Annotated in this window: 6 protein-coding genes and 1 pseudogene; 5 read left to right on the top strand and 2 right to left on the bottom strand. The window is 64.8% G+C overall.

The window, feature by feature from the left end; genetic code table 11:
• Nucleotides 1-203: 203 nt before the first annotated feature.
• The 5 genes and pseudogenes from IQ26_RS08530 to IQ26_RS08510 all read left to right on the top strand — a co-directional run bounded on the left by IQ26_RS08530 (nt 204) and on the right by IQ26_RS08510 (nt 10332).
• Complete coding sequence (locus IQ26_RS08530; protein ID WP_407660316.1) at nt 204-2204, top strand: hypothetical protein; 2001 nt, start codon at nt 204-206, stop codon at nt 2202-2204.
• Between the two features lie 11 nt (nt 2205-2215).
• Nucleotides 2216-5863, top strand: coding sequence for a DUF7929 domain-containing protein (locus tag IQ26_RS08525; RefSeq protein ID WP_456086338.1), 3648 nt, complete (start codon nt 2216-2218; stop codon nt 5861-5863).
• 166 nt (nt 5864-6029) lie between these two features.
• A complete protein-coding gene (locus IQ26_RS08520) occupies nt 6030-7982 on the top strand; it encodes an EB domain-containing protein (RefSeq protein ID WP_145715819.1) in 1953 nt (650 codons plus the stop codon).
• A 143-nt stretch (nt 7983-8125) separates the two neighbouring features.
• Nucleotides 8126-8803 (top strand): ribulose-phosphate 3-epimerase, encoded by a 678-nt coding sequence (gene rpe, locus IQ26_RS08515; RefSeq protein WP_145715817.1) that lies wholly within the window; start codon nt 8126-8128, stop codon nt 8801-8803.
• A gap of 160 nt (nt 8804-8963) precedes the next feature.
• A pseudogene (locus IQ26_RS08510) lies at nt 8964-10332 on the top strand (malonyl-CoA decarboxylase).
• A gap of 13 nt (nt 10333-10345) precedes the next feature.
• Here the strand turns inward: IQ26_RS08510 and nagA are convergent.
• A complete protein-coding gene (gene nagA, locus IQ26_RS08505) occupies nt 10346-11551 on the bottom strand; it encodes an N-acetylglucosamine-6-phosphate deacetylase (protein ID WP_145715815.1) in 1206 nt (401 codons plus the stop codon).
• Entirely contained in the window at nt 11548-12558 is a 1011-nt protein-coding gene (locus tag IQ26_RS08500; protein ID WP_407660319.1) for an SIS domain-containing protein, read from the bottom strand. Before IQ26_RS08500 ends, nagA begins: the two co-directional genes overlap by 4 nt.
• Nucleotides 12559-12587 lie beyond the last annotated feature (29 nt).

Genomic DNA, 12587 nt, shown 5'->3' with positions numbered 1-12587 from the left:
CTCGGCGCGACCACCGCTTTCGGGACGGGGCCGATACGCCAGGCTTTCCGCTGCTTCCGTTGACCCTGCGTAAGAGCCAGCGTATCGTGACTATGAGGAAAGCAGACAATTCGATCAGGGAAAAACGTGCCGGAACGTCGCGCCTTGCCCTGATTTGCGCGGCAACGCCGGATGTTTCTCCCGTCGCCCGCGGGGGGAATTCCATGCCTTGCGAACACGGCTCGTTCGTGCGCTATCGTGCTGGCCGCTTGCGCCGTACGATGCAATTAACCAGTGAATTCCTGGCAACCAGTAGATTCTTGGCAACCGGCGGCTTCCTGACGCTGGCGCTCGCCACCAGCCTGTGGCTGGGTGCCGCCGCCCAGGCGCAGGAAACGCAGATCATCTATCCAGGCTCCATGGCGGTGACCGGATTTTCCGGCACCATCATTCCAAATTTCGAAGAGGGCCTGCCGCCCGGCGTCGATCCGGTCGACGAAACCTTTATCGACACGACGCGCGCAACCTTGCGCGTTTTCGACGTTTCAAGGCTCGGCGGGCCGGCCTCCGGCCAGCTCGTCTTCACGCCGCCGCCCTTCGAAGTGACGGCCGGGCAGATCGGCCAGGTGTTCGGCATCACCTATGACGACGGCGTCCGCGACGGCGTTCCCTCAGGCATTCCGAACCTCTACGCCGGCGCCACCTCGCTGCACGGCATCCGTATCGTCACATCGGACGAAGATGCGGACGGTCGCCCAGAGCGCCAGCGTCGCGGTGCTGCCGGCGCCACCTTCATGGACGGTCAGTTCGGCACCGAGAACGGCGGCGGGCCGGGCACGATCTGGAAGATCGACGGCATCACCGGACAGGTGAGCAAGTTCGCCGACATCGACACCAACAGCGGTCCCGGCGTCGGCGACGTCTCTTTCGACAATATTCGCCGCCAGTTCTTCGCCAGTGACCTCGACACCGGTCTCATCCACCGCATCGACGCCAATGGCGCGCCGGTCGACACGTTCGACCACGGCGTTGCCGGGCGCCCGGCGCATGGGCTCGCCCCGCTTGCCGACGATGGCTCGGTGATGGACATAGAGGGCGAGGTCTTCGACAGCGAAGATCCCGACAGCTGGGGCTACACGCAGGACGAGCGCCGGGTCTGGTCCGTCGCCTATCATGGTGGCCGCCTCTATTATTCGGTCGGTGAAAAGGCCGAGATCTGGTCGGTTGGCGTTGCCAGCGACGGCAGCTTTGCCGACGACCCGCGCTGGGAGCTGACGGTCAAGGCCGGCAAGGACCATGCCGTCACCGACATCGCTTTCGATATCAGCGGCTTCATGTACCTGGCCCAGCGCGGCTCGGTGGAAAACCGCTACGACTACAGTCAGTTCGCCGATTCCGGCAAGGGCGAGGTCATCCGCTACTGGCGCGAAAACCCGGACGATCAGGCGACGGAATCGGTCTGGGTGGAAATGCCGCAGGAATATGCCGTCGGCTTCCCCCAGGACAACCGGCAGTCGGCCGGCGGCCTCGACCTGCAGTATGGCTATGACGCCGAGGGCAATCTCGACGCGAGTGTCTGCACCGACACGCTGGTCAAGTCAGGCGACAAATTGCGTGACAATCCAGCACTCGCCGAACAGCTCGCCGGTGGCGGGCCGCTGGCCGTCCACGGTGTGCAGATCACGCCGACGGCGCTGGTCAAGCCGGCCAACGTGCCGCCCTTCGGCTCGTGGTTCGTCGACTTCGACGGCTATTTCGAAGACCTCGAGGTTGAAGGCCATGTCGGCGACGTCGAGGTCTGGCACCCCTGCGAAGGCCGTGCCGGCTACTATGAGCAGATACCGGGCGGCGGTTACCTGCCACCTTTCTATCCGCCCTACTTTCCGCCCCCCGGTGGCGTGCCTCCTTGCCTCGATATCGAGGATGTCAGGTATTTCTGCACGCCTTCCGGCCTTGAGGCCGAACTCTATCTCCACGACCCTGCCGGCTTCGGCGGCGATTCGATCAAGACTCTGTCCAGGACACCGGGCGTCGCGGTGACTTCACCCCTGTCGCACGCTCCAGGCGCGCCCCACACGATCGGCATCACCGGTCATTATCCTGGCGAGACGGTCGACGTCGGGCTCTGCTTCTACAGGCAGTCCGACCGCGACAAGGGCGGCTACTTCCCTTGCTGCAAGATGACCGTGCCGCTCAGAACCCCAACCGTCAGCTGCGAACGTTGAGGAGCGGGAAGATGAGCATTTCAGCACATTCCCCGCTCGCCCCGAGCAATCAATCAACCAGCAACCAAACAACCGGCAGCCAATCAATCGGCGATCGGCCAACCGTCAACGTTCAGGCAAGGGTCCGGATTCAGGCAACGGTCCGGGAGACGATCCTGAAACCCCTGTCACTCGCCAGGCGCGGCGCGCGCTGGCTGATGGCGGCCGGTATCGCGGTCGCCATGCTGAACCCGGTGCCAGGCTTCGCCCAGGATATTGTTCCGGCTCAGGCCAGCCAGACCGACCTCGACAAGCCCGCCGATTCCGGTTCGCTCGAAACCGCCAATCCGGATTTCAGGTTCGACCTCGACGACCCCCGTATCATCAATCCGCGGCCGGGCCGGGTCGCGCCTTTCTTCACCAAGAAAGGCAGACAACGAGGCTGCGACTATATCGTATATTCCCTGAGCTTCGGCCTGCGCGGCAGCCCGCAAGCTTTTGCCAACCCGGGCCTCGCGGCGGCGCTGGAAAAGGCTAGGATCGACTTCAAGGACCAGCTTCCGCATGGCCTGCGGATCGTCGGCGTGCATGTGTCCGGCGACGGCACGGATGCATCTGGCGGACCGCTGCCCGGGGCCTCGATCAGTACGTCGGCAAATCCGAACGATACGGCCGATGTTTCCGATTTCCGGATTTCCGCCAGTGATCTCGACGGCGTCGGCGCTCCCAACGAGCGCGTCATCACCTTCCAGATCACGGCCAAGATCGACCATGCGGCATTTCCCTCGCCGGCGATCGTCGACAATCAGGGTTTGATCAAGGTGACGGTCGGACCCGGCACCGGGACCATCATCCCGTCGCAGGATCCGGGTAAGCCGGACGACGGCAATTTCCTCACCGGCGAAAAGACCTCGATCAAGATCGACGTCACCAAATGCGACCCGCCGCCCCCACCTCCCGGCAAGGAATGCTTCAAGGTGGAACGCGGCACGGTCGACTGCGTGCCCGGCGGCGGCGCTTTCATCTACCACATGCCGGTCGGCGCCGAGATGGCCGGCAAGTGGGTGCAGCTTTCGACGACGACACCCGGCATCACCATCATCCCCGACACGCAGTTGGTGCCGGAGGGCGGCGGCGTGCTCGACTGGAAGATCGTCGGTGCCTCACCCGGAGACGTCATCCGCCTCGTCGTCACCGGCATCGAAACCTATGCCGGCCCGGAAGAGGGCTGGGGCTTGTGCTGCACGCAGACGATCGAAATCGTCATTCCGCGCGACCAGAGGTGCCCGCCCAAGGACAGGGAGCCAGACCTCAAGGTTGAAAAACGCGCCGACGTGATGCGTTGCACGATGGGCGGCGGCTGCAACTTCACCATCAGGGTCACCAATGTCGGCGACGGGCCGTATCACGGCAAGATCGTTCTTGACGAAGTGACCTTGCCGGCCGGCTCCACCCTCGATTCAGGCCCGAATGCGCCCTGGGCCTGTGCGCCGGCGGCCACCCCGATGACGTGCACCCATCCGGTGACCACGCTCAACCCGGGTGCCTCCGTCGACCTCGAGCTCGGCTTCAAGCCGGCTGGAGGTTGGCAAGGCCGCGTCTTGCGCAACTGCGCCGCCTATAATTATGGAGCCAGTGGCAAGCCGCTGTTCGGCAGCCAGCAAAACGACCGCGGCTGCGCCTCGATCCCGATCTGCCGTCGTGGCGACCGCGACTGTCGGCCGCCGGTGGAAAGGAAGGTCGATCTGATCCTGAAGAAACGTGCCCGCACCGAGGCGTGCACGACCGATGGTGTCTGCACCTTCGTGATCGACATCATCAACAACGGCAGCGTCTCCCATGACGGGCCGCTGACGGTCATCGACACCTATCCGGGCGGCGCGCCGGCGTCCTCGACCTTTGGTCCGACCCCGCCCTGGACATGCGGACCGAACGGCCCCGGCCAGTTCCGCTGCGACAATGCCGGTATCGTGCTGTTGCCGGGCGCCTCGACGCCGATCTTCGTCAAGGCGGTGATGCCGGCCGGCTACCGGCCGGACACGGTCGAGAACTGCGCCGAGGTGAAGGCCATCCCCGGTGAGGGCGACCTCACCAACAATCGGGCCTGCGCCAAGCAACGCATCCGTCATCCCAATGGCGGCAAGCCGGCCGTGCGCATCACCAAAGTGTGCAGCGGTTCGCTGGCCGGTGCTGCGGCCGTTACCTGCCGCATCACCGTCATCAGCACGGGCACCACTGCTCCCACCGGTCCGGTGCGGGTCAACGATACCGCCACGCTGGTGGTTGGCGGCGCGCCTGTCCAGATCCAGACCGTCACCCCTGACGGCGCGGAATGGGCTTGCGGACCGGTTCCGGCCAATACGCTGTCGTGCCAGATTCCCGGCGCCGTCATGACTCCCGGAACCAGCCGCCACTTCGACGTGACGGTTGCCGCCAATGGCGCGTTCGAGAACTGCGCACGCGGCTCTTACGGCCCGGCGCCTGGAGACGATATCGTCTATCCGATCGGCCGGGCCTGCGCCAAGGGCGGCGGCACCTCGACCATCCGTGTCGAGAAGACCGGCGATGCAGAGTGCCGGGTCGGTCAACCCTGCGCGTTCGAGGTCACCATCGCGAACGATGGGACGAGCGCCTTTTCCGGTCCGGTTCGCATCGGGGATGCGATCGGCCTGGACGGCCTCGGACGGCTGGAAGGCGTTGCGATCACCTCGATCGAGCCCCCCTTCGGTTGCGCGCCGGAGCCGGCGACCCTGCCTCTATCCTGCATCGCCAACCTGACGCTCGCCGCAGGGGAAAGCCACGTTCACCGTGTGACCGTGATCATCCCCTACGGCCGCTTGGCCAATCTGCAGGACACCGTCAGTGGCCAGAACTGCGTCGGCGTGCTGTCTCCCGACACGCCGGTGCGAGGCGCGGGCGACGTGCTCTCCCGCGACCTGACCGACGTGCAGGGCGATCGCGGCAAGGCCTATGCCTGCCATCCCTTCACCATCAAGCGTGAGGTGAAGAAGGAGTGCTCGCGGGGCTTTGTCATGAACGATGCCGGCAGCTGCGTCTGCCCGCCAGGCACAATTTTCCGCAACGGCCAGTGCTCGTCCGGTGGCGGCACGGTCATCATACCGAAACCGAAGGACCCGCAGCGCTGCGTGCTGCTCAAGGGCCAGATCCGTACACAGGACGGCGATTGCATCTGCCCGAGAGGAACGGAACTGAGGGGCGACGCCTGCCGGCCGATCCGGAAAAAGCCGCCCGTAGTGGAGCAGTGCAAGCTGCTGCGCGGTCAGATCCGCACCAAGAACGGCGACTGCATCTGCCCAAGGGGGACGGAACTGAAGGGCAGGGCCTGCGTGCCGATCGCCAAAAAGCCGACTGTGGAACAGTGCACCATTCGCGGTCAAGTCCACAACAAGCGCGGCGCCTGTGTCTGCCCGCGCGGGACCGAGGTGATCAGAGGCGCATGCCGCCGGCCGCCGGTGGAGTGCGCGCCCGGCTCACGGCTGATCAACGGCCAGTGCCAGCCGATCATCAAACGGCGCTGCCCGGCCGGGACAGTCGGGCAGTACCCGAACTGCACCCCGATCCGCAGGACGCCGACGCTGCAGATCAACCCGAACCTGTTGCTGAACCCGGACATCTTGCAGAGGCCTATGCCGAGGCGCAGGCCTCAAGTTCCCCAGTAGGAGGATCCGGCGCGAAACAGCCGTGATCTTTTGCACCCAACGCCCAGACCCCGCCGGAGCAATCCGGCGGGGTCTTTCATTGGCCGGAACGTGTTTCAGCGGCTGCGTGAACCTTACAGCGGCGAGCGGCGACAAACTCCTGAAGGAACATTTCAGGAGAGAGAAAATGTCTTCAGCCAAGCATGTTTTCCGCAACACGGCGGCGACCGTGGCCCTGCTCGCGGCTGCGTTCGCCACCACGCCGGCCTTCGCCAAGCAGGCGAACATCAAGTCAATGTCGTTCCACACCGAAAGCGCCAACACGACGATCCATGTCGGCTCGAGCGACAAGCAAAAATGGGACACGCTGAAAAGCGGCAATGTCCAGTTCTGGGGCCACATGAAGCTCAACACGCGGTGGCCAGGCTATGTTCAGGACGTCGGCGTGGCGCTCGGCGTTTGCGGGCCAGGCCAGTGCGGCGCGTTTCCGCCGATCTGGAGCGCGTCGCCTGTCAGCCGCGACTACGATCACCAGCAGAATTTCTCCTTCGATCCCTCCATCATACCGCAGTCTTCGGACACCGGCATCGCCGTCGTGCCCTATGGCGACCAGATCATTGGCAAGTGCAACCAGCACCTCCAGGCCGATGGACCGACGAAGTCTTATTCGTTCACGCATACTTTCCATGCGAGCTTCTCGGCCCTTACCGACACAGCGCTCGATATGGACAATGCTGTCAGCGAGGCACAGGGCGGCAGCTGGCCCCATCCGCTTTACGACTCGCACTATGCCGAACACGGTTCGTTCGACGTCCAGGTCGTCTGCGACCCGGTGATCAAGCCGAAGGTTCAGGACATCGCCAACGATTTCGGCGAGTTCGACGTGAAAAACGTCAAGCTGTTCCTGACCACCTACCAGTCGAACCAGCCCGGCTCGACGCTCGGCACCGTTTGCCCTTCGTTGAAGGTCACGAGCCGGGCGCAAGCCAATCAGGCCGGACCGGTTTCGATGCGCATCTGGCGGCAGAAGAACGCTGGGCCGATCGCGTCCGAGGTGCAGCAGGCGTGGGCGTCATACGACGCGACCAAGAATGGCTATTTCGCCACCTACGAGAAATGGGAGGATGTCGGCACCACCGCCTACTTCCAGTACAAGACCGAGATCATCGGCAACGGTCCGTTCGAGCCCTTTGACGGCTGGAAGGACATCACCGTCCACTGCACCGGTGCAGGCGGGGGCGGCTTCACCGATGCACCTCAGGACAACCCCGACATCCCGCCGGCGCATCCGGACTGGCAGGGCGAAGTCACCGTCTCGGACAGCGCTGGGTTCAAAAAACTCTGCCCGCGCAAGGGCCGGGTGGCGTTCGAGGTCGAGCGCGATGCGCCCGGTGCGTTTCACTACCGCATCAGCTGCTCGAACGGTGCATTCTTCACGGGAACCACGGCCGCCTTCAACAATGGCGGGGTGTTCAAGGCGAGTGCGGCACACGAGCTCAGCATCATCAGGACGCGCTCGATCCAGTGCACGCTGCAGGAGATCAAGCAGAATGGTTCGATCGCCACCGTTGACAACGACGGCGAGGATTTCACCTGCATCAAGCGCAATTTCGACCCGAAAGCCGACGATCTGGCGGTCGATACGCGGCCCAATCCCGGTAAACCGCAACTTTCACCGGTCGTCATCGATGCCGGCCGCATATGCCTGCCGAGCCAGAGGCTGATCCACGGCAAATGCGTCGACAGGCCGCTGGTGGCTGCCTGCCGCAGCACCGAAAAACGCGTCAACGGCAGGTGCATCGGCGTCAGCATCCACTGCCTGCCCGGTTACCATCAAGTGGGCCTGAAATGCGTGCGCAATGCGGTCATCGCCGACAGGTGCAAGCGCAACGAACAGCGCATCAACGGGAGATGTGTGCGCAGGCCTCCCATCATTATCGACTGCAAGCGCGGCTACTATCTGGTCGGCAAGGCATGCGTCAAGAATCCGGTGATCATCACCGCCTGCCGGGCAACGGAAAAACTGGTGCGTGGACATTGCGTGCCCAAGCCACCCGTGAAGAAGCTCAACTTGCAGAAAATGAAGCAAGGCAAGGTCTTTCCACCGCGACTGGCCAGGCCGCGACTTCCGGTGAACTGAAATCCGACGCTTGTATCAAGAGAGAGAGGCGGCCCGAGCCGCCTCTTTCCTTTTGCGCAGACGAGACACTGACGCCGGATTCCTGTCGACAAGCAGCGCTGGGGCGATTAGGGCGGGAGCGGGCTCAAGAACGGGAAGCGGACATGGCTCACAAGACCCTGATCGCGCCATCGGTGCTGGCGTCGGATTTCTCGAAGCTCGGCGACGAGGTCGAGGCGGCGGCGGCCGCCGGCGCCGACTGGATCCATCTCGATGTCATGGACGGGCATTTCGTGCCCAACATCACCTTCGGCCCGCCGGTGATCAAGGCGATCCGCAACCGCACCGAGGCCTTCTTCGACTGCCATCTGATGATCGCGCCGGCCGATCCCTATCTGGCGGCCTTCGCTGATGCCGGCTGCGACGGCATGACGGTGCATGCCGAGGCCGGGCCGCATCTCGACCGTTCGCTGCAGACGATCAGAAATCTCGGCAAGAAGGCCGGCGTGTCGCTCAATCCGGCAACGCCGGAAACGGCAATCGAATATGTGCTCGACCGGCTCGATCTGATCCTGATCATGACCGTCAATCCGGGCTTCGGCGGCCAGGCCTTCATTCCGGGGGTCGTCGACAAGGTGAAGCGTGTGAAGGAGTTGATCGGCAGCCGGCCGATCCGGATCGAGATCGACGGCGGCATCTCGCCGGAGACTGCACCATTGGTCACCGCGGCCGGCGCCAGCGTGCTTGTCGCCGGTGCGGCCATCTTCAAGGGCGGCAGCGTCGAAGCCTATCGGGCGAACATCGAGGCGATCAGGACAGCGGCCGACCTGGCGGCCGGCTGACGCTGCGGCTGCTGGCGCGCCGTCACCAGCACACGCTGCCCCTCCGGTCACGAATTCGTTGGCCAACGCTGGTGCGCTTGTGCTCATGAGATGTGGCCCCATATTGTCTGTCTGCCTTTCCGGGCCTCTCCCGCAGGCTCCTCTTCGACGGTCGGGATCGATGAACCGCAGCCCTTTCTTCGCTGACCTGCTGAACACAATCGCCGATCGCGGCCGGATGATGCTGAATCTCGTTCGCGGTGACGAGCCGGTTTCAGTCGACAGCCTGGCGCGTCTGTGCGCCCGTCTGCTTTCCAGCCAGGGCGAGGCATCGGGTGTCGCCTATGCAAGGGAAATACTCGATCGCTGGCGCACCCTCGACGCCGACGGAAGGCTGGCGTTCCTGCATGTGCTGCGCGATCGTTTCGGCACCGATCACGCCAGGCTTGCCACAGCGGTGGATGCCTATCGCGCCGCGCCCGACGATCGCACGGCGCTTGCCCTGCACGACGCCGCCGAGCCGGCCAGGCAGGAGCTCTTGCGCCGCCTGAACCTGGCACCCGGCGGCATCGAGACCCTGGTGCGCATGCGTGAGGATCTGCTTAGCCGGCTGACGACATCGTCCGATCTCGCCATCGTCGATGCCGACTTCACTCATTTACTTTCGTCGTGGTTCAACCGCGGCTTCCTGGTGCTGCGGCGGATCGACTGGTCGACACCGGCCAACATACTGGAAAAGATCATCCGCTACGAGGCGGTGCACGCCATCCACACCTGGGACGATCTGCGCCGCCGGATCGAGCCTGACGACCGGCTTTGCTATGCGTTCTTTCATCCGCAGCTCGGCGATCTTCGTCGAGGTCGCGCTCACCCGGGCGATGCCGACGACGATCGCCGAGCTGCTTGCCGACGAGCGGCCGCCGGTGCAACCACGGCAGGCCACGACGGCGGTGTTCTATTCCATCTCAAACTGCCAGGAGGGCTTGCGCGGCATCTCGTTCGGCAATTTTCTGATTAAGCAGGTGGTCGAAGATTTGCGCCGCGACCTTCCCGGCCTGACCGATTTCGTCACGCCCTCCCCGGTGCCGGGCTTTGCCCGCTGGCTGGCCGAGCAGGCCGAAACGATCCCCTCTGCCGCTCACGTGCTGGACCTCGTCGCCAACGAGGGCTGGCATGCGGACGCCGCCGTGCGCGACCGCGCGGGCCAGGCCCTGCTTCCCCTGGCAGCGCAGTATTTCCTAGAGGCCCGCACCGCGTCCGGCAAGGTGATCGACCCCGTCGCCCGGTTCCATCTCGGCAACGGCGCGCGGCTGGAGCGCATCGACCTTCTCGGCGACCTGTCGCCCCGCGCCTTGCGCCAGGCGCATGGCCTGATGGTCAATTATCGCTACAAGCTCGACGATATCGAGAAGAACCACGAGCTGTTCTCCGCCAGGAACGATGTGGCGGCCGCGCCCACCGTGCGCCGCCTGCTGCCGAAAGCGGCGAAACCGGCCGCGCCGCGGCTTCCGGCGCAACCTCAGGGGGACGAGGACAAGAGGGACATATAAGCAGCCACCCGCTTCAGGCTGTGGGCCGAACGGCGGGTACCTCAGGCGCCCTTTGCGACACCGGCTCGAAAACCCTCTTGCCGGCTATCCAAACGCCCTTGACGTCCAACTCGTCCGACAGCGCGACGATATCCGCCGCCGTGCCGTTGGCGAAGCGCCCGAGCCGGTGTGATTGGCCGATCGCTTGCGCCGGATAAAGCGAAGCCATGCGCAGCGCCTCCGACAGGTCCAGCCCGACAATGCGGTGGACGAAGCGCACGGCGGAGATCATGTCGAGATCGGCGCCCGCCAGCGTGCCGTCGGCCAGCCGCAGGCTGCCGTCCTTGCGGTGGATGGTGCGGCCGTTTAGCGTGAACGAGGTCATATCGGTGCCGATCGTCGCCATGGCGTCGGTGACCAGGACAATTCTTCCCGGCCCCTGCTTGGCGCGCAAAGCGATCGCCATGGTGGCGGGATCTACATGGATGCCGTCGGCGATAATGCCGGCAAACAATCTGCCTGTATCGATGGCCGCACCCGCCAACCCCGGCTCGCGATTGCCGATCTGGCTCATGGCGTTGAACAGATGGGTGACCACCGTCGCACCCGCATCGGCGAACGCGCGCGCCTTGGCATAGCCGGTGTCGGAATGACCGAGGCTGACGATAACACCGGCCCCAGCGAGCGCCGAAACGCGCGCGGGGTCGACGGATTCGGGCGCTATGGTCGTCAGCAGCACCGGCAAAGTCTTCCGTGTCGCAATCAGCATCGCCTGGTCGGCATCCAGCATCGGCCGGATCAGCGTCGGGTCATGCGCGCCTTTGCGGGCGATCGACAGATGCGGGCCTTCGAGATGCAAGCCCAAAAAGCCAGGCACTTTCCGCTGTGTGGCCTCGGCCCCCGCCGCAACCGCCGCTGCGGTGATCTCGGGCGTGTCGGTGATCAGCGTCGGCAGCAGTGCCGTCGTGCCGAAAGGCGCGTGCGCCCGGCAGATGGTCTCGATCGAGGCGACATCGGGATGGTCGTTGAGCATGACGCCGCCGCCGCCATTGACCTGCAGGTCGACGAAGCCCGGCGCCAGCATACCACCGCCAGTCTCGATACGCGCAGCACCGGACGGAACGGCATCGGCGGCAACGATGGCCTCGACGAGACCGTTATGCACGACAAGGGCGGCATCGTCGTGCCAGTCGTCGCCGTCGAATATCCGGGCGCCAGTCAGGGCAAAACGGTCGCTCATGTGGTTTCCGTCACCTTGCGAAGATTAGGCGGCGCGTCGGGGTCGAGGCCGCGATGGCGGGCAAAGGCTTCGACGAAGCCATAGAAGGACGCGATCAGCGCCAGCGGGTCGGTCAGCGGATGGCCGGTGGCGACATGCGGCAGGCGCGCAGCACTTTTCGCCTTGTTCGAGGTCACAAAAACGGTCGCGCCCTTGGCCGCCAGGCTGTCGGCGGCCTCGGCGACCGACGGCTCGGAAGCATCGCGGGCGGCCAGCGCCAGCACCGGGAAGCCCGGCCCGACCAGCGCCAGCGGGCCATGCATGACTTCGGCTGCACTATAGGCCTCCGCATGCATGGCGCAGGTTTCCTTGAATTTCAGCGCCGCCTCATTGGCGATGGCCGCGGACGGGCCGCGGCCGAGGATGAACAGCGACTTCGGCGTCTCGAGTGCTTCGGCCAACGCCATCCAGTCGCAAGCGATTGCCTTGCGGAAGTGATCCGGCAAGCGGGCAAGCGCTGCCAGAAGCTTATCGTCGCCGGTGCAATGCGCCATCAAGGCGAGGCCGGCGACCGCCGAATTGACGAAGGTTTTTGTCGCCGCGACGCTGCGCTCCGGCCCGGCCAGAATGTCGATAGAATAGTCTGAGGCCCGCGCCAGCGGCGAATCGGCGGTGTTGGTGATGGCGACGGTCAGCGAACCGCCGGCCCTCGCCGCTTGTGCCATCGCGACGATGTCCGGGCTCTTGCCCGACTGCGAGATTGCCAGGCAAGCGGAACCACCGAGCCTGAGCTTGGCGCCATAGATCGAGGCGATCGACGGGCCGACCGATGCGACGGCAAGGCCGGCGGTCAGCTCGACGGCATATTTCATGAAGGTGGCGGCATGATCGGACGAGCCGCGCGCCACGGTGATGACAAAATGCGGATCGCGTTCGCGGATGCCGCGTCCGGCCTCGGTCAGCACCGCTGCCGAGCCATCGAGCAGGCGAGCGGTGGCTTCCGGGATCTCCTCGATCTCGCGCCGCATATGGGTGATCCCCATTTGGGTGGTCGTCG

The sequence above is a fragment of the Mesorhizobium tianshanense genome, assembly GCF_007830515.1.
GTDB lineage: Bacteria > Pseudomonadota > Alphaproteobacteria > Rhizobiales > Rhizobiaceae > Mesorhizobium > Mesorhizobium tianshanense.
Note: the sequence above shows the minus strand (reverse complement) of the source record. Positions and strands in the feature narration are given on the sequence as shown.

Coding starts and splice junctions, on each gene's coding strand:
- IQ26_RS08530 (WP_407660316.1), top strand. CDS start 204: ATGCCTTGCGAACACGGCTCGTTCGTGCGCTATCGTGCTGGCCGCTTG.
- IQ26_RS08525 (WP_456086338.1), top strand. CDS start 2,216: ATGAGCATTTCAGCACATTCCCCGCTCGCCCCGAGCAATCAATCAACC.
- IQ26_RS08520 (WP_145715819.1), top strand. CDS start 6,030: ATGTCTTCAGCCAAGCATGTTTTCCGCAACACGGCGGCGACCGTGGCC.
- rpe (WP_145715817.1), top strand. CDS start 8,126: ATGGCTCACAAGACCCTGATCGCGCCATCGGTGCTGGCGTCGGATTTC.
- nagA (WP_145715815.1), bottom strand. CDS start 11,551: ATGAGCGACCGTTTTGCCCTGACTGGCGCCCGGATATTCGACGGCGAC.
- IQ26_RS08500 (WP_407660319.1), bottom strand. CDS start 12,558: ATGCGGCGCGAGATCGAGGAGATCCCGGAAGCCACCGCTCGCCTGCTC.